The sequence below is a fragment of the Rhodoferax sp. GW822-FHT02A01 genome (assembly GCF_038784515.1).
Taxonomy (GTDB): Bacteria; Pseudomonadota; Gammaproteobacteria; order Burkholderiales; family Burkholderiaceae_C; genus Allorhodoferax.
On sequence record NZ_CP152376.1, the window covers coordinates 1,927,223 to 1,950,863 of the forward strand.

At 54.5% G+C, this 23,641-nt stretch carries 21 protein-coding genes; 13 read left to right on the forward strand and 8 right to left on the reverse strand.

Features of this window, described 5'->3' with window-relative positions; translation table 11 throughout:
* The first annotated feature begins 125 nt into the window (after nt 1–125).
* The 9 genes from AAGF34_RS09110 to AAGF34_RS09150 all read left to right on the forward strand — a co-directional run bounded on the left by AAGF34_RS09110 (nt 126) and on the right by AAGF34_RS09150 (nt 13,789).
* Nucleotides 126–2,777, forward strand: coding sequence for a serine/threonine-protein kinase (locus AAGF34_RS09110; protein WP_342620297.1), 2,652 nt, complete (start codon nt 126–128; stop codon nt 2,775–2,777).
* 8 nt (nt 2,778–2,785) lie between these two features.
* A complete protein-coding gene (locus AAGF34_RS09115; RefSeq protein ID WP_342620298.1) occupies nt 2,786–3,571 on the forward strand; it encodes a Stp1/IreP family PP2C-type Ser/Thr phosphatase in 786 nt (261 codons plus the stop codon).
* A 47-nt stretch (nt 3,572–3,618) separates the two neighbouring features.
* Nucleotides 3,619–4,284, forward strand: coding sequence for an FHA domain-containing protein (locus AAGF34_RS09120; RefSeq protein ID WP_342620299.1), 666 nt, complete (start codon nt 3,619–3,621; stop codon nt 4,282–4,284).
* A gap of 56 nt (nt 4,285–4,340) precedes the next feature.
* The gene (locus tag AAGF34_RS09125; protein WP_342620300.1) at nt 4,341–6,590 is read left to right on the forward strand and encodes an adenylate/guanylate cyclase domain-containing protein; all 2,250 of its coding nucleotides are present in this window, start codon (nt 4,341–4,343) and stop codon (nt 6,588–6,590) included.
* A gap of 10 nt (nt 6,591–6,600) precedes the next feature.
* Nucleotides 6,601–7,392: a 3',5'-cyclic-nucleotide phosphodiesterase gene (locus tag AAGF34_RS09130; RefSeq protein WP_342620301.1), complete on the forward strand. Its 792-nt coding sequence runs from the start codon at nt 6,601–6,603 to the stop codon at nt 7,390–7,392.
* A complete protein-coding gene (locus AAGF34_RS09135) occupies nt 7,389–9,809 on the forward strand; it encodes an ATPase, T2SS/T4P/T4SS family (protein ID WP_342620302.1) in 2,421 nt (806 codons plus the stop codon). The genes AAGF34_RS09130 and AAGF34_RS09135 overlap by 4 nt, the downstream gene beginning before the upstream one ends.
* 173 nt (nt 9,810–9,982) lie before the next feature.
* Entirely contained in the window at nt 9,983–10,417 is a 435-nt protein-coding gene (locus AAGF34_RS09140; RefSeq protein ID WP_342620303.1) for a pilin, read from the forward strand.
* Nucleotides 10,418–10,472: 55 nt separating this feature from the next.
* The gene (locus AAGF34_RS09145; RefSeq protein WP_342620304.1) at nt 10,473–10,802 is read left to right on the forward strand and encodes a hypothetical protein; all 330 of its coding nucleotides are present in this window, start codon (nt 10,473–10,475) and stop codon (nt 10,800–10,802) included.
* A 29-nt stretch (nt 10,803–10,831) separates the two neighbouring features.
* A complete protein-coding gene (locus AAGF34_RS09150; protein WP_342620305.1) occupies nt 10,832–13,789 on the forward strand; it encodes a hypothetical protein in 2,958 nt (985 codons plus the stop codon).
* 117 nt (nt 13,790–13,906) lie between these two features.
* Here the strand turns inward: AAGF34_RS09150 and AAGF34_RS09155 are convergent, their stop codons facing one another.
* Genes AAGF34_RS09155 through AAGF34_RS09170 form a run of 4 tightly spaced genes read right to left on the reverse strand, consistent with a single transcriptional unit; the run spans nt 13,907 to nt 16,701 of the window.
* Nucleotides 13,907–14,617 (reverse strand): glycosyltransferase, encoded by a 711-nt coding sequence (locus AAGF34_RS09155; RefSeq protein WP_342620306.1) that lies wholly within the window; start codon nt 14,615–14,617, stop codon nt 13,907–13,909.
* 56 nt (nt 14,618–14,673) lie between these two features.
* A complete protein-coding gene (locus AAGF34_RS09160) occupies nt 14,674–15,471 on the reverse strand; it encodes a glycosyltransferase (protein WP_342620307.1) in 798 nt (265 codons plus the stop codon).
* A complete protein-coding gene (locus AAGF34_RS09165; RefSeq protein WP_342620308.1) occupies nt 15,468–16,169 on the reverse strand; it encodes a class I SAM-dependent methyltransferase in 702 nt (233 codons plus the stop codon). Before AAGF34_RS09165 ends, AAGF34_RS09160 begins: the two co-directional genes overlap by 4 nt.
* A 52-nt stretch (nt 16,170–16,221) precedes the next feature.
* Entirely contained in the window at nt 16,222–16,701 is a 480-nt protein-coding gene (locus AAGF34_RS09170) for a hypothetical protein (RefSeq protein WP_342620309.1), read from the reverse strand.
* Between the two features lie 325 nt (nt 16,702–17,026).
* Between AAGF34_RS09170 and AAGF34_RS09175 the strand changes: the two genes are divergently transcribed.
* A complete protein-coding gene (locus tag AAGF34_RS09175) occupies nt 17,027–18,490 on the forward strand; it encodes a Wzy polymerase domain-containing protein (RefSeq protein ID WP_342620310.1) in 1,464 nt (487 codons plus the stop codon).
* Here AAGF34_RS09175 and moaC read toward each other — a convergent pair.
* Entirely contained in the window at nt 18,464–18,955 is a 492-nt protein-coding gene (moaC, locus tag AAGF34_RS09180; protein WP_342620311.1) for a cyclic pyranopterin monophosphate synthase MoaC, read from the reverse strand. The genes AAGF34_RS09175 and moaC overlap by 27 nt on opposite strands.
* Nucleotides 18,956–18,966: 11 nt before the next feature.
* Here moaC and tfpZ point away from each other — a divergent pair, with 11 nt between their 5' ends.
* Both tfpZ and AAGF34_RS09190 read left to right on the forward strand, forming a co-directional pair.
* On the forward strand, nt 18,967–19,809 hold the full coding sequence (gene tfpZ / locus AAGF34_RS09185) for a TfpX/TfpZ family type IV pilin accessory protein (protein ID WP_342620312.1): 843 nt from the start codon (nt 18,967–18,969) through the stop codon (nt 19,807–19,809).
* 101 nt (nt 19,810–19,910) lie between these two features.
* Complete coding sequence (locus AAGF34_RS09190; RefSeq protein ID WP_342620313.1) at nt 19,911–21,362, forward strand: M48 family metalloprotease; 1,452 nt, start codon at nt 19,911–19,913, stop codon at nt 21,360–21,362.
* Here AAGF34_RS09190 and AAGF34_RS09195 read toward each other — a convergent pair.
* Both AAGF34_RS09195 and AAGF34_RS09200 read right to left on the reverse strand, forming a co-directional pair.
* Nucleotides 21,330–21,683 (reverse strand): phage holin family protein, encoded by a 354-nt coding sequence (locus AAGF34_RS09195; protein WP_342620314.1) that lies wholly within the window; start codon nt 21,681–21,683, stop codon nt 21,330–21,332. The genes AAGF34_RS09190 and AAGF34_RS09195 overlap by 33 nt on opposite strands.
* Nucleotides 21,684–21,733: 50 nt before the next feature.
* On the reverse strand, nt 21,734–22,429 hold the full coding sequence (locus AAGF34_RS09200; RefSeq protein WP_342620315.1) for a TerC family protein: 696 nt from the start codon (nt 22,427–22,429) through the stop codon (nt 21,734–21,736).
* Between the two features lie 161 nt (nt 22,430–22,590).
* On the opposite strand from AAGF34_RS09200, the gene AAGF34_RS09205 reads away from it, so the two are divergent.
* Nucleotides 22,591–23,037, forward strand: coding sequence for a DUF3717 domain-containing protein (locus AAGF34_RS09205; RefSeq protein WP_342620316.1), 447 nt, complete (start codon nt 22,591–22,593; stop codon nt 23,035–23,037).
* A gap of 36 nt (nt 23,038–23,073) precedes the next feature.
* On the opposite strand, the gene AAGF34_RS09210 is transcribed toward AAGF34_RS09205, so the two are convergent.
* Entirely contained in the window at nt 23,074–23,634 is a 561-nt protein-coding gene (locus AAGF34_RS09210) for a YaeQ family protein (protein ID WP_342620317.1), read from the reverse strand.
* Nucleotides 23,635–23,641: the final 7 nt, after the last annotated feature.

A 23,641-nucleotide genomic window follows, 5' to 3' on the forward strand; every position in this document is an offset into this window, starting at 1 on the left:
CCTGAGCAGGCTATTGTCGGTACGCCGGGCCTCTGATAACGTAGACTGCGGGGTCACTACATAAATGGCCACGCCCAAACCATGTCCGGGCGGGGGCGGTTCTGCAAACGTGTGAGGGGTGGTAATTGGCAAAGTCTTCAAAAGCGGGAGCAGGCTCTTTCTGGCGCGCCGACTGGTTCGCTGGCGTGCTCGTCGTATTGGCGACGGTGGCTTTGCACCTGTCCACCGACCTTATTGGCACTCTGGAGCGGCGTTTCTACGATGTGGCCAGCACAACAACTTCCCGTCAGCCTTCGGACCGCATCGCCGTCATCGCCATTGACGACCAGAGCATTGCGAACCTGGGGCGCTGGCCCTGGCCGCGCGATATCCACGCAAAGCTGATCGACCAGCTTGCGGCCGCCAAGGCCAAGACGGTGGTGCACACCGCATTCTTTTTTGAGCCGCAGGTGGATCGCGGCCTAGTGTTCATCCGCAAGATGAAGGAAGCGCTGGCAGCGGGTGGGGAGACCGGCGCTGCCAATGAATCCGTCAGCAATCTGATCACGGAAGCTGAAACCGCCTTGGACACGGATGCAATACTGGCAGCCAGTCTGGAGAAGGCGGGCAATGTGCTGATTCCTTCGGTATTCACACTGGGTGAACAGCAAGGCAAACCCGACAATCCCTTGCCACCGTACGCGCTCAAGAGTGCGTTGGACGACGTGAATGGCTTTTCCGTCAGTGCTGTGCGCGGCCAACAACCCATTGAACTGCTGGGCAATGTGGCTTCAGGCATTGGCCACCTGAATCAGTTTGTGGATGTGGACGGCGCGGTGCGCAGCGAGCCATTGCTGGTGAATTACTACGGCAAGGACATTCCGTCCATCTCCCTGCTGGCAGCGCTCAAGAGCCTCAATCTCAATGTGGGAGATGTTAAGTTGCACCCGGGTGAGTCCGTGCAAATTGGCAAACTGCAGGTACGTACCGATGACTCCGCATTGATGCTGCCCCAGTTTTACCGGGGACGGGACGGCCGACCCGCGTTTTCTGTGGATTCGTTTTACGACGTGCTGACCGGCAAGATTCCGGCCAGCAAATACACCGACAAGATCGTCATCATCGGCGCGACTGCCGCTGGCGTTGGCGTGCAGTTTCCCGTGCCGGGCAATCCGGCCCTGTCACCCGCCGAAACCGTCGCGCACATCACCTCCAGCATATTGAACGAGCACTTCATCGTGCTGCCATCCTGGAGCCACTGGGCTTCATTGGCGGCGTTTGTCCTGATTGCTGCCTATGTGATCGGGGCATTGCCAAGACTGTCTGCGGGCAAGGCGGCCGGTCTGACGCTCGCCGTATTCGTCATCCTGCTGGTGACGGAATTCAGCTTACTGTCTGTATCTGCGACCTGGGTCAAGCTGGTGTTTCCCGCCATGGCGCTGCTGCTGGGGCATCTGGCGCTGACCACCAAGCGCTTCCTCATGACCGAGGCGGGCAAGGTGAAATCGGATGAGGAGTCTGCCGAGACCAATCGCATGATGGGGTTGGCACTGCAGGGCCAAGGGCAGTTGGACATGGCGTTCGACCGTTTTCGGCGCGTGCCCATGGGCGAGGCGGTGATGGGCAATCTCTACAGCCTGGCGCTGGACTTTGAGCGCAAGCGTCAGTTCAACAAGGCTGAGGCTGTGTACGAGCACATGGCGGCCTTTGATCCAGACTACAAGGACATCAAGGCCAAGCTCAACCGCGCCAAGAATCTGTCGGAAACCGTCATCCTGGGCGGCGGCAACGCACACCCGGGCGGCACCATGCTACTGGACGGCGGAGCCGTAGAGAAGCCCATGCTCGGGCGTTACCAGGTCGAAAAAGAGCTGGGCAAAGGAGCGATGGGCGTGGTCTATCTGGGCAAGGACCCCAAGATCGGCCGTGTGGTTGCCATCAAGACGATGGCACTCAGCCAGGAGTTCTCGGGCGACGAGCTGATCGATGCGCGGGAGCGGTTTTTCCGCGAGGCGGAGACGGCCGGACGGCTGCAGCACCAGAACATCGTCACCATCTTTGATGCGGGCGAAGAACACGACTTGGCCTATATCGCCATGGAGTTCCTCAAAGGGCGGGACTTGACCGATCACTGCAAGCGCGACCAGCTGTTGCCGGTGCCAACCGTCCTGAGCATTGTGGCGCGGGTGGCAGAGGCGCTGGCGTATGCACATCGCCAGAATGTGGTGCATCGGGACATCAAGCCGGCGAACATCATGTACGAGGGCCAGAGTGATTCGGTGAAGGTGACGGACTTTGGCATTGCGCGCATCACCGACTCCAGCAAGACCAAGACCGGCCTGGTGCTGGGTACACCCAGCTTCATGTCGCCGGAGCAATTGGCCGGAAAAAAGGTGGATGGCCGCTCGGATCTGTATTCGCTGGGCGTTATGCTGTACCAGTTGCTGTCGGGCGTGTTGCCGTTTCGCGGTGAATCCATGTCCGAGCTGATGTACAAGATTGCCAACGAGGAAGCTGCCGATATCCGCACGATTCGGCCAGAACTCTCTGAAGGATTGGCCAATGTGGTGGCGCTGGCACTGAGCAAGCGGCCTGAAACGCGGTATCAGACGGGTGAGCAATTCGCGGCAGATTTGCGTTCTGTGGATGCGGGCCTGACAAGCTCTGCCTCGGTCCCTGCTGCTGCCGAAAGCCGTAGCGGATCTGGCATGGAGAAGACCGAGGCGTTTGAAGTGACTGTCCCGACCATGCCGGCTGGCATTGCACGGACGGATGACAGTGCGGATATTGAAATATAAAGACGGTAATGATTTACAAATTTTGCGCAAAAACCGATACCGGCCGTGCCCGAGACAACAATGAGGACTCCGTCTCCATTGATGAAGAAAGCCGTGTTGCGGTATTGGCCGATGGCATGGGGGGCTACAACGCCGGTGAAGTGGCCAGCGGCATGGCAACTGCCTTCATCAAGTCCGAACTCAGTCGGTGGCTGGCAGAAGCTGGTGCCAATGCACGTGCCAAGGATGTGCGCCGGGCCATGGAAATCTGCGTGGACAGCGCCAACACCTCGATTCTGAATGCCGCGACCGCCAATGCCCAATATGCTGGGATGGGAACCACACTGGTGGTTGGCGCCTTTCGCGACGATGGCTTGGTGTTGGGACATATCGGAGATTCGCGTTGCTACCGACTGCGTGCCAACCGGCTGGAGCAGATCACACGCGACCACTCTTTGTTGCAGGAGCAGTTGGATGCTGGCTTGGTCACACCCGAGCAGGCGCAGCACTCCACCATCAAGAATCTGGTCACCCGCGCGCTGGGCGTGGAGGACACGGTCATGCTGGAGGTGAGCGAATACCCTGTTGAGGCGGGGGATATCTATCTGATGTGCTCGGACGGGCTGTCCGATATGGTGAGCGATGGAGCCATCGCTAAAATTGTTTCCTCCGATTCGGGGCTGGAGCAAAAGGCGCAGATGCTGGTGGATACCGCCAACGAAAATGGCGGGCGCGACAATATTTCCGTTTTAATGGTTGAAGTCAGTGAAGCCGCCGAAAAGCGGGGTTTAATTGCAAGATTGCTCGGGAAATAGTGCATGTTTAGTTTTCCAGAATCAAATTACAGGAAAAGGAGCCGATCGTGCCGAAGATGATCGTGTCAATTGACGAGGTTGTCATCAAGGAAGTGCAGCTGACCAAGGACAGAACCACCTTGGGGCGCAGGCCTTACAACGACGTTGTGATTGATAACCTTGCCGTCAGTGGTGAGCATGCTGTCATCTTGATGCACGGCTCGGAGGTCACTTTGGAGGACCTCAACAGCACCAATGGAACGTACGTCAACGGCAAGGCCATCAAGAAGCAGGTTTTGCAAAATGGCGATTCCATTGAAGTTGGCAAGTACAAGATCAAATTTGTGGGAGATGCCGCTGCCGACAACTTCGACAAGACCATGGTGGTACGTACCCCCCGTCCTGCGGCACCTGCTCCGGTGCCCACGCCGGCCGCTGCTGCTCCGGTTGCGGAGGCTCCTGCGGTCTCCCTTGCTGCTGCGTCCATCAAGGTGCTGTCCGGGGCTGCCGCCGGGCGCCAGGTTCCGCTTACCAAAGTGGTGACAACCATTGGTAAGCCGGCAGTGGCCGTTGCGGCCATTACCAAACGTCACCACGGCTACGTCGTCCACCATGTGGAAGGTGGGGGTAGTCCTACCCTCAACGGCTTGCCGATAACGGCAGATCCGGCGCCCCTGAAAAATGGCGATGTGATTGAACTGGCGGGTACGCAAATGCAGTTTGTCCAGACCTGAAGCACGCCGATTCGGAATCGGGACAGTTCAGCTTATGACATGTACAACCGCCTGACATGCGCTCCTTATCCAAGCACTGGCCCCGCATTGCAGTAACCCTGCTGCCGCTGGTGATCGCGCTGATGCATGCGGTAGGGGTGATGCCCCTGGGTGTGCTCAAGCGCTTGGATGACATTATTTATGACGCCCGGTTGACGGCCACCGCCCCCAAAACGCTGGATGACCGGATTGTCATCGTCGACATCGACGAGAAGAGCCTGGCGGAGGTGGGCCGCTGGCCGTGGGGGCGCAATCGCATGGCCCAACTGGTCAACGAGTTGTTTGACCAGCAGCAGATTGCCATTGTTGGATTCGACGTTGTCTTTGCGGAGCCGGACGGCAGCTCCGGTTTGCCCCAGCTCAATGCATTGGCCAGCGGAGATCTCAAGGATCAGCCCGCCTTTGCCGAGCGCCTGCGCAGCTTGCGCCCGGCATTGGACTACGACGGCCAGTTTGCCAGGGCGCTGGAAAACCGCCCGGTGGTTCTTGGCTACTACCTCAATAGCGATGCCAAGGAACGTGTCAGTGGGGTCTTGCCTGAGCCGGTCATTCGTGCCGACGCGTTGCAGGGGCGCATGATTCGCTCTACGTCATGGACTGGATACGGCTCCAATCTGGAGGTATTGGCCAAGGCGGCTCCCGTGGCGGGGTTTTTCAATTCCATCACTGATTCTGATGGCGTAGTGCGTTCACTGCCCTTGCTGGCTGAGTACAAAGGACAGTACTACGAGTCATTGGCGTTGGGCATGTTCCGCATGATGGCAGGCTCTCCGACTGTGGCGCCCGGCTTCTCCAACGAGCAGTACCTGTCGCACGCGTACCAGGGAATGGACAGGGTGCTGCTCAAGCAGGGCGACAAGAGTCTGGCCATCCCCGTGGACTTCCGGGTGGCAACGCTGGTGCCATTTCGCGGACGGGGCGGTCCGGATGGCGGGTCTTTCAAATACATCTCAGCGGCGGACATCCTGGCCAAGCGTCTCGCGCCAGGAACCCTGCGTGACAAGATCGTGCTGGTCGGCACGACTGCGCCGGGTTTGCTTGACTTGCGCGTGACACCCATGAGCGAGGCCTATCCGGGTGTGGAAACCCATGCCAACCTGATCTCCGGGCTGCTGGACGGAAACGCGCTGCTGCGGCCGGATTATGAATTGGGGTATGAAGTACTCACCCTGATTCTTGCGGGATTGATTCTGGCGCTGGCGCTGCCTTTGCTGCCGGCCCTGCAGGCGGTTGGTTTGAGTGTGTTGGTAACCGCATCGCTTGTGGGCTTGAATTTTTGGCTGTATGGCTCCTACGGCCTGGTGTTGCCGTTGGCATCTTCGGTATCGATGGCTTTGACAGCGTTTGCGCTCAACATGAGCTACGGCTACTTTGTAGAAAGCCGCACCAAGCGTGAACTGGCCAATTTGTTCGGCACCTATGTGCCGCCCGAATTGGTGGACGAAATGATCAAGGACCCGGACGCCTATTCCATGAAGGCGGCCAACCGTGAACTGACCGTGATGTTCTGCGACATGCGCGGCTTTACCAAGATGTCCGAGAACATGGAGCCAACCCAGCTGCAGGAGCTGCTGACGGGGCTCTTCAGCAATCTGACCACCCTGATCCGCAACAACAAGGGGACCATCGACAAATACATGGGGGATTGCGTGATGGCCTTCTGGGGTGCGCCCGTGGAGACGCCCAACCATGCTTCCTTGGCGGTGAAGTCGGCCATCGAGATGACTTATGCGGTACAAGACATCAATGCAGAGCATCGCACCAAGGGCCTGCCCGAAATCGGTATCGGCATTGGGTTGAATACCGGCCCCATGTGCGTGGGGGACATGGGCTCCAATATCCGGCGCGCCTATACCGTCATTGGCGATTCGGTCAATCTGGGTTCCCGTCTGGAAGGGCTTTCCAAGGCCTATGGTGTTGAAGTTGTGGTGAGCGAATCTACCCGCAAGCTGGCTCCTGATTTCGAGTGGGAAGAACTTGACAGTGTTCGCGTCAAGGGGAAGGCGCAGGCTGTGTCCATCTTCAGGCCGCTAGCGGTGAAGGGGGGCTTGTCCGAAGAGGCAGCACGCGAACTCAAGACCTGGGGCGTCTTCCTGGCCGCCTATCGGGCGCAGGACTGGAATCAGGCGGAACTGTTGCTGGGCGAGCTGATGCGGGCCAGTCCCAAAACCTACCTCTACCAACTCTATGCTGAGCGAGTGGCCTCCATGCGTTTGCTGCCCTTTGATCCCACTTGGGATGGCGCAACCAATTTCGAAACCAAATGAGGTCAACACCGTGAAAGTACGTGTTCTCGGCTGCTCCGGCGCCATCGCCAAAGACTGCAGAACCACGTCTTTCTTGATTGACAAGGACCTACTGGTAGATGCTGGTACCGGGGTGGGAGATCTCACCATCGAAGAGATGAGTCAGGTGGACAGCGTTTTGTTGACCCATTCCCACCTGGATCACATTGCGGCGTTGCCGCTGATGCTCGACACCGTGGCCTCGCGGCGCAAGGAGCCGCTGAAGGTGTATGCCTTGGCGGGAACCATCGCCGCCTTGAAGGCGCATGTGTTCAACGATGTGATCTGGCCTGACTTCAGTCGCATTCCCACGCCGGAAAACCCGTTCGTCCGCTTTTACGAGATTACCACCGGCCAGACCATGCAATTCACCAACAAGGTGGTAGAGGTCATGCCGGCCTTGCACACGGTACCGGCAGTTGGCTACGCCATTACGTCCGGTGACGGCTGCTGGGTCTTTACCGGTGACACTGAACGTAACGAGGCATTCTGGTTGCGCCTGAACCAGTTGCGTGTCGCCATGCTGGTCATCGAAACCGCTTTCAGCAATCGGGAGAAGGATCTCGCCAGACGCAGTTTGCATCTGTCGCCCGAATCCCTGGCCGAAGAGCTCGATTGCATAGCCAAGGACAAGCGCTTTCCCATCTACATTACGCACACCAAGCCGACGGAAACAGAAATGATCATGTCTGAGATTCAGCAGTTTGATCAGACCATGCCGTTCGGCGCCCACGTCACCCACGATATCCGCTGGCTTCGGGCTGGCCAAGAGTTTGATCTATGAGTGCAGTGCTGCCTGCTTCTGGTCCGGAAGGTTCTGCTGAGCAGGCCTTTTACGAATCGCAAAAACTGCCATCGCAAAAGCGGGGCATGACTTTTGAAGCGCTGTTCTATCGGCAGCTGCATCAGGTGACGGCGCGCATCCACGACACGGTCAACGTGGAGCAGATCATGCTGGAAACCAGCCAGGACATCTGCAAATTGCTCAACGCGGACCGTCTGACGCTGTATGCGGTCAATGAGGATCACACGGCCATCGTCTCCAAGATCAAGACTGGACTCAACAGCAGCCGTGACCTTAAATTGCCGATCTCTCCCCAGAGCCTTGCAGGTTATGTGGCCTTCAGCAAGAAGGCGCTGAATTTGCCGGATGTGTATGACGATGAAGCGCTCAAGCGCATTCACCCGGCGCTGACCTTTCTAAAAGAGGTCGACAGGCGTTCGGGATATCGCACGCGCCAGATGCTGGTGGCACCCATTCTGGAGGGCGACGTCCTGCATGGCGTACTGCAGGTGATCAACAACAAGAGTGATGAGCCTTTTGGTGCGCTGGAGTTGGACGGCGTCTCGGAGGTTTGCAAGACGCTCGCGACGGCCATACGCCAACGTGCACTGAAGTCGGACGAAGGCCCACGGCGCAAGGCAACCAAATTTGATGGACTGGTCACCGACGGGCTGCTGACGCAAGAGGAATTGAGTCAGAGCGTGCACGATGCTCGCATGGAAGAAATGCCGATCGAGCAGGTGCTCATCAACAATTTCAAACTCAAGCCCGCACAGATCGGTTCGGCGTTGTCGAAGTTTTTTGGTGTTCCCTACGAGCCCTTCAATGCCGGGCGCATCCGGTCCGAGGCATTGCATGGCATTCTCAAGCGTGAGTTCGTTGAGGAGCAGGGCTGGATACCGCTGGAAGAGTCGCCCGAAGGGTTGGTCATCATGTGCCGTGACCCTGAGGCCGTGCGAGGCTCCAGGGTGGTGCCGCAGGTGTTTCCGCGCATCACCAAGTTTGCCTATCGCGTCACCACCCATTTTGATTTTGACCAGACGCTGGCCCAGTTATTTGGTGCCGCCATTGACAGTACGTCCATCGACCAATTGCTGGCCGATATGGACGGTGGCCCGATAGACGACGGACTCAACGAAGATTCCCTGGAGTCCGCTGCGGCAGACAACGAGCTGGTCAAGTTCGTAAACAAGGTCATTGTGGATGCCTATAACCAGAAGGCATCGGACATCCACATCGAGCCTATGCCGGGCAAACTCAAGACCGGTATCCGCTTTCGTATTGACGGCAGCCTGATTCCCTACATCGAGGTTCCAGCGCATTTCCGCCAGGCCATGGTGACCCGGTTGAAGATCATGTGCGAGCTGGACATCTCCGAGCGCCGCAAACCGCAAGACGGCAAGATCAAGTTCAAGAAATACGGACCTCTGGACATCGAGTTGCGCGTTGCCACCATCCCTTCTGCCGGGGGTGTCGAGGATGTGGTCATGCGTATCCTGGCGGCAGGTGAGCCGATTCCGCTGGACAAGCTGGGCCTCACCCCGCACAACAAGGCGCGGCTGGAAGCCACGGTCAGCAAACCCTATGGACTGTTTTATGTCTGCGGACCTACCGGCTCCGGCAAGACGACGACGCTGCACTCCATACTGAAGTTTCTCAATACGCCCGATACCAAGATATGGACGGCGGAGGACCCGGTGGAAATCACGCAAAAGGGGTTGCGCCAGGTGCAGATCAACAAGAAAGCGGGCATTGATTTCGCGCTCATCATGCGGGCCTTTTTGCGCGCCGATCCGGACATCATCATGGTGGGCGAGTCACGGGACAAGGAAACGGTTTCCATGGGCGTAGAGGCCTCACTGACCGGCCACCTGGTGTTCTCCACCCTGCACACCAACTCTGCACCGGAATCCATCACCCGTCTGATGGACATGGGCATGGATCCATTCAACTTCGCTGATGCCTTGCTCGGTATTCTGGCCCAGCGCCTGGCCAAGCGATTGTGTGACTGCAAGCAGGCCTACGTACCCGACGCCGAGGAGATGCGCCTGTTTGCAGCGGAATATGCCGAAGAGTTGCGTCACTCCAAAGCCTGGACCTTGGACTATGCCGGCGAAAGCAAGAAGATGGTTGACCAATGGCAGCAAACATACGGAGAGAACGGCAGCATCAAGCTGTACCGGGCCGTAGGATGCGATAAGTGCAACAACACGGGTTACAAAGGGCGTGTGGGGCTGCACGAACTTCTGGTGGCTGACGATGGTGTCAAGAAGCTGATCCAGGAAAGAGCCCGCGTTGCGGAGCTGTTTGCAGCCTCGGTGGAGGGCGGCATGCGCACCCTCAAGATGGACGGCATGGAGAAAGTCATGATGGGTCTGACCGATCTAAAGATGGTCCGACAGGTCTGTATCAAGTGAACTGGGGTATGTGACAAAAATGTCGACTGCGTTTGGTTTTTGTCACACATCAGGGGGAATCCTGACCCGTTTGGTCAAAATGTTTAGACAAATGACATCAAACCGTAGCTAGAATGTGTGGCATGGAACCTGCTGGTACGTAGGCTCCTGTACTTTCAACCAAGGAGCTGAATATGAAGCGTTCTATGCAAAAGGGTTTCACCCTGATCGAATTGATGATCGTGGTAGCGATTATCGGTATTTTGGCTGCGGTGGCTTTGCCTGCGTACCAGGACTACACAATCCGCGCAAAGGTGTCTGAACTGATTGTTGGTGCCGACAGTGCCAAGACCTGTGTTACTGAAGTCTATTCTGCTGATCCTGCAAATATTGCATTTGTAAGTTCCTCATGTAGCGGAGCTGTTGCTTCGAGCGCAAAAATATCTGGTGGGGTGGTTGATGTATCGGGCATTACAATGGCAGGCAATTCAGCTGGAGTTGGCGTGACTGGCATATCTGCAGTTTTCTCTAATAACATTACTGCTGTTTCTGCAGCCGCCTCTGCTCCATTGCAATGGGTGTGCTCCGGTAGCGTTCCAAAATATTTCCCGGCCACTTGCCGCGGCTAAACCAAACGACTTTAAAAAACCCCTCTTAGAGGGGTTTTTTTATTTGGGGTGAAAAATGGGTCTATTAAGCGCGTTCGGATTTCAGAAAGAAAAGAAGTTTGCTGCCGAATTGGTTAAACAACTGGCGAAGGACATATCGGCAGATCAGATGCAACTGAAGAGGAGATCAATGTCGGTTAACAAGATCACTCGGTTGCTTGAAAAAACCTATCTTCAAGTTAAGAAATATCAGGAAGAAAATTCCATGGGGTTTCTTAGGCGGACGGTATTTGCAAATACATTTCGTTGGGAGTTGAGGAGTCAGAACTACCCTGAAGACTTCTGTGCCATGGTCACAGAAGGATTGATTGTGGAGTTGATGAAGAAGACTGAAGGAAAGAAATAGATTGTCTGTTTTTTTAAATTGATAGTGATATGCTGTATTTTTTCCTGCAAAAAATCCAAAAAAGCTTAAGTAAGCTTGTTCGATTTATAAAATCCATGGGGGTGAGCTTAGATAAGGCGGATAAGTATTTTCATGAAAAAAAGTATGCAGAAGCCATTGCAGAGGCACAAAAATACTTAAAAAGAGAACCTCACAACATACACATCATTCTTTTCATTGCCAACTGTTATGAGTTAATGGGCAAGAAGGCTGAGTCCAAAGAGTATTTTAGACTGGCGTACACAATAGATGACACCTATGTTCCTGCTATATACCATTGGGCAAGAATGCTTATTGACTCTCATGAAAGCGAGGAGGCGTTGCCTTTACTCGCGCTTATTAAAGACGATACGATTCTGGCGGAGGCAGTGGATTCTTTGCTTTCTGCCATTTGCATGGACAGGGGAGATGCCTACAGGGCCAAAGAATTTCAACTCGCCTCATGGATGAGCGATTTTGATAATTTACGTAACGCCAATTGCTATCTCTTTCGACTCGCCTATAACGACAGTAAAGAGATAATTGTTGCCCAAGAACATTGGTTCTGGGCCGAGACGTTAAAGCCCAATAATAAGGCCGTTCAGATCGCATCCGACGCGAATGTAAAAATTTTAGGCAACCTCGTAAAAACTGAAATTTCCCCTAAGAAGGAAGGCATCATCAGAATAGGATATTGGGGTAGTGATTTTCGGGACCATTCGGTGCGTTACTTCGCGCGCCCATTGTTGGAAAATCATGACCAGACGCGCTTTGAGGTGTTCATCTACAGTGAGAACTTCCTGCATCTGCCAGATGATGCGCAAACAAAGGCATATAGAGCAATTACAAACAACTATTTTGATGTTTTTGAGCTGAATGATGACCAGGTGGTTGAACTCATTGAGTCGCATGAACTTGATATTCTGGTAGATATTACAGGGCATACATCTGCCAACCGGTTGCACCTGTTCCAGCAAAAATTGGCGAAAGTGCAAGTAACAGGGCTGGCTTACCCTCCCACCACTGGATTGAAATCCATCGATGTGAAAATGATGGATCCTCACATCTGGACTCCACAGGCTCAAAATTTTTATGCGGAAAGCCCAATGGTGCTGCCGCATTCACTCTGGTGCTTCGACCCCTTGGAACCCATTCCACGTTCAGAGAATCCGCCCAGATTGGTTAACGGGTTTACCACATATGCATGTTTTGGCAATATCGCGAAGATAACGCCAAAAATACTGGAATGCTGGCGAGACATTTTGCAGTCGAATGCCAAAGACAAGCTTCTGATTCAATCCACGGCGTTAGTCGATCCCAACACAGTCCTTTCGTTTCGTGAGCGCCTGGAATCGGCGGGCATCAATCCTGAGCAGACTGAATTGCGGGGGCCAACCTACGGTGAGTCATTCTGGGCCGTATACAAAGAAGTTGATTTGATACTGGATACCTATCCATTCAACGGTGGAACCACTTCCTGTTTCGCCGCGTATGCCGGGGTGCCTATATTGACGCTTTCCGGTCAATCGCTGATCAGTCGTGTCGGGCGCTCCATCATGTGCAATCTGGGATATCCGGATTTGGTCTCTGATAGCTATGAAGACTATGTGAAGCGGGCATTGCTGTTTGGCAATGACATCGATTTTCTGCAGGACTTCCGGACGAATGCACCTGAAAGATTCAAGAACACCAGCCTGGGTAACGGCAGGATGTTTGCGCGAGATTTTGAAGCGGCCTGTGTCGAACTATTGAGCCGAATGGAAAAGGGTATTCTGGAGAACCATCCGCAAATTCCGCCATTGCCGGTTGAAACGCTTATTGATCGAGCTCAGACGGTTTGGTACTACGGGAATTTTGATGCAGCACAGAGAGTTATTAAACTGTGCTTGGAGAGCTATCCAAATCATGTAGGAGCTTCCTTATTCAAGGTAAAGGAACTCATTCATTTCGGAAGATTTCAGGAAGCTCTGGATACCATTCAAAGCTATCAGCAATCGGTAAGCGCCGAATTGCCTACGCAACTTGCGATTCAGCGTGTGCATCTCTATATCCTGACAGAACAGTACGAAGCCGCACAAAAGGCGCTGAAAGCAATCAGTGATCTGGCGCAGAGCCCAGAAGAAGTAAAGATTCAATACAAGCTATTCCAAGCACGCCTTTTGGTGACTACAAAAGCTCCAAAGGGTGCACAGATGGATGCGCAGGTCCGAAACTTCGAAATTTTAGTTCCGTGCGAAACCGAAGCCGAATTGGATCTTATTGCGCAGCAGATTCGCGCCGTATGCGAAATACCTCAAGGTTGGAATGTGCGGTATACGCAGTGCCATCAAAAGTACCGATTATCCAACTACAACGAAGCGATCACCGCCGCTGACGTAGATATTCTGGTCATCTTGCAGAAGAATTTGCAGGTCCATAATCCGCGATTCTTTTTGGAAATCGCAGAGACATTGGATAGTGCCGCCCTTATGGGCTGTGCGGGGGCAACACAGTGGCGGCAAAAGGAATGGAGCTTGGATTTGCCTGAATTCAAGTCATGGGGACTTATACGTCCCTTGCGCAATGATCCGGGCAAATGTGAAGTGCATTTCGCGGGACGCAATGGAAATAAGCTGATTCATGGTGCAGTGGTATTGGACGGAAAATTCCTGGCGTTCAAACCATCGTTGGTGCAGAAGATCGCGTTCAATGAAGAGCTGGCGGATTCGCAATCACTGGCTGAAGAAGAATGGAGCAACCGAGTGCATATGGCTGGCTTGGGCGTTTGTATTCACAGGAATGTGGGATTGTTTGTCGGGCAATCCATAGACGCCTATACCGCGAACAGTACACAAGGCAAGAAGATCATTATTGAGAGGCTTCAATTTGATCCCTTTGCACTGCCTGTACGTGATTTTACAATCGCAACCACGCCGGCCGATACGCCCGCACATGCCGTTGAAATCGCAGACGCATTTTTTGATTCGTGAATGGAAGGATCAGATTGGTCTGCGATATATAGCTAGCCTAAGAGATATTTGGGTAGTTCATTTCTCCTGAATTTGGACAAGAGAACGATAAATTACTGCCGATGCTCTGTGGATAGATTACGAGCCCCATTTGCCCAAATATCTGGAATAGGATAACATCCACGCAGTACTGCCGTATCCATTTGTATTGGATTGGTGCGTGAGCGAGATTGGATAAGTGCCCAATCGGAGTCCGTATTTCACTGCGGTTCTGCAGAAATCAAGATCATAAAAATCAAAATCGAATATCCCGTCAAACCTGACGGGTGACGGAGTGATAACAGACGACTTCACTGCGAAAAAGACTCCATCCAGGACTTTGCACTCCATTGGAGTGGGGCCAAAATCATCTTTCATTGATGTTGGATTATCTCCATGACCAATAAAGCCGGACAAGTGACCCACATCCGGGATGAGCGAATTGTTTTCTATGGCTCTGAAGCACCACCCGGGTTGGGAAGCAACCAGCCGGGTATTTCCGACTACGCCAACAACATCGAAAACGTCCATTGCTGAATGAACGCACTCATCCCAATCCAGATCCCCCAATGACTCCAGCCAAACATCGTCATGAACGAATACCAGAATCTCATCAGTCGTTGACGATTCGATATGCCGGTTATAGATATCTGGAAGACCATCCTTGTTGGTGTAGTGAATGGATGCCTGTATGCCGCCTTTTGACAGGAAGTACTTCAAGCTTCTCCCGAGTGCGGACTCAGACCAGAAGACAGTCTCACTGAGACGCGTCGCGCTGATGACATGAATGGGCAATTTTTTCTTATCCATACCTTGAACCAGATTGTTTCAGTACTTCATGAGCATCAGCTCGGATATTAATATCCTTAAGCCTTGGACCATTTCTCCAAGTAGCTGTTGAATCCTTCAGACCAAGATGTCGTTCCAAAGGAACCGCCACTTTCATGGGTCAAGGGAATCATCCATGTTCCCATCACCAGACCGCGTTTGGTGGCTTCGCGGCAGAAATCCAGATCGTAGAAGTGGAATTTGAAGCGGGCATCGAAATGCAGCCTAGATCTTTTTAAATTAATACCGCGCATGGCAAGCAAAACACCGTCCAGTGCCTTGCACTCCATGGGGACAGGCCCATATGAATCCTTGTCGAGCGTCGGTTTTTTGCCATGCCCAACGGAGCCCGTCAAATATCCGTGATCCCAGACGAACTGGCTATTTTCGAGGGATCGAAACAACCAGGCCGGCTGTGTCGGACCAAGTCGGACATTGCCGGCAACGCCAATAACATCGAAATAGTTCACACCAATTCTGATGCTATCCAGCCAATTCAAATCCTGATGCGACTCCAGCCATACATCATCATGTACGAAAACAAGAATATCAGAATCGTTCGTGGCATCGATATAGCGGTTATAGATAATCGAAAGACCTTCGGCATTTGAGAACTGGATGTAGATTTTCAAATCCGGACGTGATCGATAATCCAACAGGGATTTACCCAAAGCGGACTTCGACCAGAACTCAGCCTCAGACAAGCGCGTGGCACTTACGATATGAACGACTCCCTTTGCGGGCTTGGCACTCAATTGCCGAATGAGGTTGCCTAAAATGGAGCCTCTTAGAGTCGAGCGGATGACATTGCGGCACCAGAGGTAAGGATGGATCATTGTGCGGATTGTGTTGAGGTAGATTTGCGACCAACCAGCACATATTGGAGAACCTGTCCTCGTTCCAGCAACCTCTCTGGTTGTGCTCCAATATTCCTGGCTACAGCCTCCAAATCCTCAAGGATCGAAAGACCCCTCTCATCATGAAATATGCGAGGGTGAATGGACACAACGTCGAGGCCAGACGAAGTCAGCAATCGGATCATGTCGTCGAGAGTAAACCAGCGAATGTGGGTTCTGTCGAATATACCAGCATCGTCCTGCGGCCAAGTGCCTGAAACAAGATTTGCAAATACTGACCAATGCTGGACATTGGGTATGCAGATCAATGCTGTTCCGGCTGGTTTGAGGCATTTGACAGCTTCAATCAGAGACCTTTTGGGGTCGTATAAATGCTCAAGAACATCGCCAAAAATAATATGGTCAAAAAAACCATGAGGAAGTCTTTTGGACAGTTCGGCGTCATCAGACCATTTTCCCAAAATATCCAGATTTCTGGTTAAGCCGACATCCAATACATCGCGAGCTAAAGATAACTGATCTTCGGCTATCTCAACTCCAACATAATAGAGATCAGGATTTCTGGATTTCGCAGCACGGGCAAGCGCACCAGCCCCACAACCGAACTCGCACACGCTAGATGCGAACGGAGAAATTAAATCGAGAATGGTCTGATTTATGTTGTTGTAGTATGACATATTCGAATGTGTGCAAATTGAATCACGCTAATATCGAAAATTCCAATATGTATCAAGAATCGGCCTTGGGGACCTCAGAGAACACTTGAATGATATGAGGGGAAGTCATTGAAGTTCTCAGTATAATGAGATCAATGAGGGCGCAAGAAGCCATAAAAAGTTCTGGCCATCTTTGCCAATAGTTACTTTTAAATAAGAACAGTATGGTGTATGTGATGTTCAGAAATGAAGCCAGAGCTAAAAATAAGCGTCCATTTTTCCAAATGAATTGAAAAAACTTCATCCCATTCGGAGTTCTGAAGCCTGCGGCGACGAAAAGTAAAATAGCGGGGGCCTCAAATAATAATATAAGCAAATAAGGTAAGTGTTCTGAAATATCTTCGAAGTATGAAAATAGAGGTGTAATAAAAAGGCATGTCGCGAAAAATGCTGCATAACGAAATGAAAATATAATTCCGATCCACAAACGGCCTGGAATGCGCAGCACCCCAAATTCATTCGTATCTAGAAGGTTTTCGTCAAACTCCGACATGACTGGTATTCTCTTTATCTGATATGTCATGATAATACAGCAGGGAGGGTGTAACAGCCTCAAATGCCGTTGTGTTGCACAGAATTTATAGCTAACCATCATGGATGCCCATTGCGATGCATGCCTACGTAGCTAATGGCAACGTGAACTAAAATAGGACAGTGTTGGCATTGGGCGCATGAGAGCCTAATCAATGAGGTTCGGTGGCAATTGCAAATGGGCAACATGCAATGTGTTCATGCTTGAGTAGTTCCTTCCGGGCAAAGTACTGAAAGGACGAATCATCACCGCTCTGATAAGTGAGGCCGCTCAATACGCAAGCGTATTGATTACATTTCTGTTGGCGCTCCCGTGGCTGAACCCCTTCAGTTTTGGCCCAACGCCTCCAGTGGCTCAGGGACTCGTGGTCTGGCTTGCAGCGGTGCTGTCCTGGATGCTGTGCGGACTTTCGCCTATCGATCAATCGTTGCGTGTTCGGCTAATTTCGACGGCATGGCTCTTGGCAGGCGTGGCCAGCGCGGCTTTGGGGCTATTTCAGTATTTCGGCTTGTCGGATGGCTTGAGCCCTTGGGTGAATTACCTGGAGGCCGGTCAGGCGTATGCCAACCTCAGGCAACGCAATCAACTTGCCACACTGCTGGCAATTGGATTGTCGTCATTGCTATGGTCAGACGCCAAACTGGTGCCTGGAGCAGCGTTCGGCGCTACTTCGCAAAGAGCAGCATGGGGATGCGGGGTAATCATGTTGGTCACCGCAGATGCAGCCTCCGGCTCAAGAACAGGGTTGGTGCAACTCCTACTATTGCTGCTACTGGCACTGCTCTGGAAAAGAAGGCGTGTAGAGGTCACCGGAGTGCTGCTGACCTACACATTGGCGGCAATCGTTCTACCTCAGTTGGCCGGTTTGGATCCTCAGGGCAGCGGCATTTTGAGACGATTCAGCGAATCCACACCCATCTGCGCGAGTCGACTTACATTGTGGACCAATGTGTTGCATCTAATTGGGCAAAAGCCGTGGACAGGGTGGGGTTGGGGGGAGTTAGGCTATGCCCACTTCATAACCTTGTATCCCGGCAATCGCTTCTGCGAAATAATGGGAAACGCACACAATCTCCCGTTGCATCTCGCGGTGACCTTGGGTGTGCCCTTTGCGGTACTCGCATGCGGAGCCTTCGCCTTTCTGCTGTGGCGTGCACAACCCTGGCTGGAAAGACGCGCGTCAAGACAAACGGCCTGGAGTGTGCTGGCAGTCATCGGCATACATAGTTTGTTGGAATATCCACTTTGGTATGGTCCCTTCCAACTGGCTGCGGTAATCGCTATCTGGATACTGTGGAGTACGCGGTCCAGAAGGAAAGAGCCGCACCACCGGTCAGCATGGTCTTGGGGCATTGCAATCAGCCTGTTGCTAGCCTTAAGCTATGTCGCATGGGACTACTGGCGCGTCAGTCAGATATACCTACCAGTTACGCAGCGGGCGCCAGCGTACAGGGACGAAACATTGGAAAAGATCAGCTACTCCTGGATGTTCCAAGATCAGGTCAAGTTTGCCGCTCTGAGTGTTACGCCTTTGACACATGAAAATGCGATCCAAATACATGCGCTGGCATTGGAAATGCTGCACTTTTCTCCAGAAAATATGGTGGTCGAGAAGTTGATTGAGAGTGACCGCATTCTGGGCCTCAAGACAGAAGAGAAATACCTCTTGGAAAGATACAAGGCCGCTTATCCGAGTGAGTTTTCAAGCTGGCTTGAGCAAGAATCAGCAGCTCGCCACAAAACTCCCTGACTTACCCCCATGTTTTTCTAGTAGACGAACGCCATTGATGGTCATGCCGCGGTCGACTGCCTTGCACATGTCATAGATCGTCAGGAGCGCCACCTGCACTGCAGTCAATGCCTCCATTTCAACGCCCGTTGGCCCTACCGTTTCGGCGGTAGCCGTGCACATGACGCATGCAGACACACCCGTGCCTTCGGCCACCGTTTCAAATTCCAACGCGACCCGCGTCAGTGCGATGGGGTGACAAAGGGGAATCAGGTCGCTGGTGCGTTTGGAGCCCTGAATGCCTGCAATACGGGCGATGCCCAGCACGTCGCCCTTCTTCGAGTTGCCAGACTCGATCAACGCCAGGGTGGTGGGCAGCATTTCTATACGGCCTTGCGCGACCGCAATACGGTGCGTCAGTGCCTTATCACTTACGTCCACCATGTGGGCTTGGCCTTGGTTGTCAAAATGGGTGAGGGTGCTCATGGGTAGAAAAAATGGATTTACCTGTCGTTCATACAATCGCGGTTTATTGCACACATCATACGGATATGGAACTTGCGCGACTGCCCACTGGACTGAACGATCGCCGCGTATCCCGCATCAAAGCGGCAGCTATACATCTATTGATCAGTCTTGGCATTGCCGCCTTGGCAGCAGCACTGGTATTTGGCATTTGGTATCCCTATCCCTATCGGGAAATTTCTGGCGGGCGGGAACTCTTCTTCTTGGTGGTGACTGTTGATGTGATCATGGGCCCTCTCATTACGCTGACGCTATTCAATCCCAAAAAGAAGTCTTTGGAACTTCGAGTCGATCTAACCATTGTCGCCATATTGCAGTTGCTGGCTCTAACTTACGGATTGTGGACGGTATACGAGGCGCGGCCTGTGCATCTGGTGTTTGAAGGTGATCGCTTTCGTGTTGTGCACGCGGTGGATATTTCGACGGATCTGCTGCAACAAGTTCCTCAAGGCATTAATGCACTCCCGCTGACAGGGCCAACCATGCTGGGTCTGCGGGAATTCAGGGACCAGAATGAGAAGATGCAGTACACCATGGCTGCCATACAGGGGGTACAACTGGCCTTTCGACCGGACCTCTGGCAACCTTATTCGGCAAGTGTTAGTCAGGTACTCAAAGCATCAAAACCGGTCAGTGAGCTCACGGCACGGTTTCCCAAACGTGCTTCGAACATTGAGGCCGTATTGTCTAAAGTTGGCAGGAATGGACTGTCTGCCAATTATTTGCCATTGATCGGGCGCGACAAATTCTGGACCGCATTCCTTGACCCTGTCACCGCTGAAGTAATTGCGACCATGCCGCTGGATTCATTTTGAGAAACCCTGTGCCTACCACGCCCCTAAGCAGAACTGCCCGATCGCTCCTTTCGACACTGGTGCTTGCTGCCCTGCTGGCACCGCTCGGCGGAGTCCCCTCCTTGGCCCAGCAAAATGCACCAGCTGCCCTTCCCAACCTGGGTGACAGCAGTGACCTGTCCCCGGCAGCGGAGCGTCGTATCGGCGACCGCATAGCGCGCGAGCTGTACCGGGACCCGGACTATCTGGATGACCTCGTCATCACCGATTATGTGCAGGACATCTGGCAACCCTTGCTCGCCGCAGCGCGTCAGCGGGGGGAGTTGACGGGGCAGATTGACGAAGCGTTTGCCTGGGAAATCCTGATGGGGCGGGACCGCACGGTAAATGCGTTTGCGCTGCCCGGCGGCTACTTTGGCCTGCATCTGGGACTGGTCGGTATCGTCACCAGCCGGGACGAGCTGGCTTCGGTTCTGGCGCACGAGCTCAGCCACGTGACGCAGCGCCACATCTCCCGTTCCATGGCACGCCAGTCAGCCCAGGCGCCATGGGTGATGGGGGCGCTGATCCTCGGTATGCTGGCGGCCAGCAAGGATGCCAGCGCAGCCCAGGCCACCATAGTGGGCAGCCAGGCTGCCGCAGCGCAGAACCAGCTCAACTATTCGCGTGACATGGAGCGCGAAGCAGACCGCATCGGCTTTGGGGTGCAGACCCAGGCGGGATTTGCTCCCCAGGGCTTTGTCAGCATGTTTGAAAAACTGCAACAGTCCAATCGCCTCAATGACAACGGTGGGTACCCCTATCTGCGCACCCATCCGTTGACCACCGAACGTATTGCCGACATGCAGTCCCGGGTGCGCCAGTCCGACAAGGCAACGCTTCAGCCTGCAAGCAGCATGGAGCACACCATGGTCGCAGCCCGAGCAAGACTGCTTGCCAACGGCGCCGTTGACGCCTTGCGTCTGTGGGAGCAGGAGGTACAGCCAGCGCATTTGCTCAAGCAACCTGCCGCCGCGCAGGTCGGCACTTTGTATGGTGCTACCCTGGCCGCGCTCAAGTTGCGGGATTTTCCCCAGGCGCAGGCCCTGTTAACCCGCCTGAAAGAACGTACCCAGAACGATCCAGCCGCCAGCCGCCTAACTCGGTTGCTGGCCATTGATGCGGCGCTGGCCCAAGGCAACATTGCACTGGCAGACACGGTAGCCAAAGAGTTAGCGGACGCCAGTCGCGCTTCCGTATTGACGCGCGCACATGTCGACACGCTGGCGGGTCGCGCGCCGGTTGCGGCGCAGAACCTGCAAACCTGGGTGTCCAACCATCCGCGTGACGCCACTGCTTGGCAATTGCTGGCAGCGGCAGACAGCGCTAGCGCCCGCCTGGTAGCCGCCGTGCGCGCCGAGGCAGAAGTCAATGTGGCGCAAATGGACTATGCGGCGGCGCTTACCCGCTTCAAGGCGGCGCAGGACATGGCACGCAAGAGCGGTACGCAGGCAGACCTTATCGAAGCGTCCATCGTGGACGTGCGTGCCCGCCAGATGGAATCACTGCTTAAAGAACAGGCTCTCGAGCGCTGAGTTGATCACCAACCCGATCAGGGTGTAGAGCAGCGAACCGATCAGTGCGGCCGTGAAGCCCTGTACCTGGAAGCCGTCCAGCAGTGCCGCGGCCCAGTAAAACATCAGCGCGTTGATGACGAACAGGAACAGGCCCAGCGTGAGCACCGTTACCGGCAGGGTCAGCACAATCAGCACGGGCCGCAGCACGGCATTGAAAAGACCGATGACCAGCGCTGCCACCAAGGCAGATGAAAAGCTCTGCACCACCACGCCGGAGTACAGATGCGCCACGGCCAACAAGGCGGCGGCACTCAAAAGCCATTTGATGAGAAGTTTCATGCGGTCAGCATAGCACCGGGAGCCACCCCAGGCAAAACGGCCCCTCAGACTCAATGGACCTTCCTGTGCTTGACCCACCAGCCAGCACCCAGGACGCCGGCAACGGCCAGCGCGTATGCGGCCCAGCGTGCGCCGGTTTGCAGCGGCTCCGAAGGTGTGTGGGCCGCACCGAAAAAGTCCGCCAACAAAGGTTCGCTCACCACCATCTTGGCAGCAGTGAAGGCCAGCACAGCCGCTCCCAACTGGATGATCACGGGGAAACGCTCGACCAAATGGAGCACCACCGTACTGCCGTAGACGACGATGGGTACGCTGACCAGCAGGCCGATGATCACCAGATCAAAAGCGCCATGCGCCGCTCCTGCCACACCCAGTACGTTGTCCACGCCCATGAGCGCATCGGCCACGATGATGGTCTTCATGGCACCCATGAAAGAAGTCGCCTGGGGATCGTCGTGCGCTTCGCCGCCTTCGTCCGCCAGCAGTTGGTAGGCAATCCACAGCAGACACAGACCGCCCAGGGCCATCAGGCCCGGAATGCGCAGCAGCCAGACCACGCCTATCGTCATCAGTGCGCGCACAGAAATGGCACCCACGGTGCCCCACAGAATCGCCTTGGATTTCAGGTGGAGCGGCAGATTGCGCGCCGCCAGCGCAATGACAATGGCGTTATCACCTGCCAGCACCAGATCGATCAGCACGATGGACAACAGCGAAGACCACCAGTGCACAGAAAACAGTTCCATATGAATCACCTTTGCCGGAAATTCTAGGCAAGCGCGTTAAGCCCCGAACAAATTAGGGCTGGGTGGGTACTGAATCGGGGGCGGGCAAGCTCCTTGCGTGCGGGATATGATGCGCCTCCCCTCACTTGGACAACGAGCGCTGCGAACGCGCAATTCTGATCTTGGCAGGCATACACATTACCGACATCGAGGCGGCCATCAATTACTGGCGCGCGCGCGAACCCTCGCCGGATGGCGTGGCTTTGCCTGCGCCCACGCGCGCGCTGGCCGAGGTGTATGCCTTGATGGTGTACTACCACGAGAGCGAAGCGGACGAGGCGTCCATGCCGCCCAAGGCACGGGATGCCTGGCTGGACTGGTACCACTCCACGCCGGACACGCCGTGCATCGCGATCTGCTCCACCAGCCAGGGCGATGCCTTGTGCAAGGGCTGTGGTCGTACCTTTGAAGAGGTGCAACTCTGGACCGAAATGACGGCCACGCAAAAACGCTCCACCTGGCGCCGCATCACTGCTGAAGGCACTGCCTGGCGCTTCAACAAATACGCAGAGCGCGCTGCAGAGGGGGGGGGCCCAGCCGACTCCGAAGCATTGGTGATCCGGCGCTGAGAATTCCGCGCCAGCCGAACGGCCTAACCGGCGGCGCTATTTCCAGCGAATGGGTTCGATGTCGACAGTGTGTGCACTGTCCCCCAACGTCAGCACACCTTCCTGAATCGTGGCCTGCAGCTGCATGCTGCGCTGGGCCAGCGGAATCAGTGCCTGGCTGGCAGCGGTCGGAATTCGCAGCACGGACAAGTTCTTGGGACGACTCAGCTTGCTTTCCATGCCCCTCCACCAGACTTCGGCCGCATGGTTGAAGCAATACAGTACCACTTCATCTGCCTTGCCGCAGGCCTTGATCAAGGGCTTGTCTTCGGGCTGGCCCACTTCGATCCAGAGCCGCGTCTGCCCGGTGAAGTCGCGCAGCCAGGCATCAGGCTCATCCGGATCTGACAGTCCTGCGCCAAACGCCAGCGTGCCGTCACCCCCACACACGCTTTGCAGCTTGTGCGCTTGCAAGGCCAGCGCCACCAGGCGCACCATCATGCGTTCATCGGTTTCGCTGGGGTGGCGCGCCAAGGTCAACGCATGGTCCGCGTAGTAGCTGTTGTCAATGTCTGCGATCTGCAGATTGGCCTTGTAGATGGTTGATTTGAGTGCCATGGTCCGC

Excerpts from the sequence above, each read along its gene's own strand:
- AAGF34_RS09160 (WP_342620307.1), bottom strand. The coding sequence starts at position 15,471 with ATGATCCATCCTTACCTCTGGTGCCGCAATGTCATCCGCTCGACTCTA.
- AAGF34_RS09135 (WP_342620302.1), top strand. The coding sequence starts at position 7,389 with ATGAGTGCAGTGCTGCCTGCTTCTGGTCCGGAAGGTTCTGCTGAGCAG.
- AAGF34_RS09210 (WP_342620317.1), bottom strand. The coding sequence starts at position 23,634 with ATGGCACTCAAATCAACCATCTACAAGGCCAATCTGCAGATCGCAGAC.
- AAGF34_RS09125 (WP_342620300.1), top strand. The coding sequence starts at position 4,341 with ATGCGCTCCTTATCCAAGCACTGGCCCCGCATTGCAGTAACCCTGCTG.
- tfpZ (WP_342620312.1), top strand. The coding sequence starts at position 18,967 with ATGGATTTACCTGTCGTTCATACAATCGCGGTTTATTGCACACATCAT.
- AAGF34_RS09195 (WP_342620314.1), bottom strand. The coding sequence starts at position 21,683 with ATGAAACTTCTCATCAAATGGCTTTTGAGTGCCGCCGCCTTGTTGGCC.
- AAGF34_RS09145 (WP_342620304.1), top strand. The coding sequence starts at position 10,473 with ATGGGTCTATTAAGCGCGTTCGGATTTCAGAAAGAAAAGAAGTTTGCT.
- AAGF34_RS09140 (WP_342620303.1), top strand. The coding sequence starts at position 9,983 with ATGAAGCGTTCTATGCAAAAGGGTTTCACCCTGATCGAATTGATGATC.
- AAGF34_RS09155 (WP_342620306.1), bottom strand. The coding sequence starts at position 14,617 with ATGGATAAGAAAAAATTGCCCATTCATGTCATCAGCGCGACGCGTCTC.
- AAGF34_RS09115 (WP_342620298.1), top strand. The coding sequence starts at position 2,786 with ATGATTTACAAATTTTGCGCAAAAACCGATACCGGCCGTGCCCGAGAC.
- AAGF34_RS09200 (WP_342620315.1), bottom strand. The coding sequence starts at position 22,429 with ATGGAACTGTTTTCTGTGCACTGGTGGTCTTCGCTGTTGTCCATCGTG.
- moaC (WP_342620311.1), bottom strand. The coding sequence starts at position 18,955 with ATGAGCACCCTCACCCATTTTGACAACCAAGGCCAAGCCCACATGGTG.
- AAGF34_RS09150 (WP_342620305.1), top strand. The coding sequence starts at position 10,832 with ATGCTGTATTTTTTCCTGCAAAAAATCCAAAAAAGCTTAAGTAAGCTT.
- AAGF34_RS09170 (WP_342620309.1), bottom strand. The coding sequence starts at position 16,701 with ATGTCGGAGTTTGACGAAAACCTTCTAGATACGAATGAATTTGGGGTG.
- AAGF34_RS09165 (WP_342620308.1), bottom strand. The coding sequence starts at position 16,169 with ATGTCATACTACAACAACATAAATCAGACCATTCTCGATTTAATTTCT.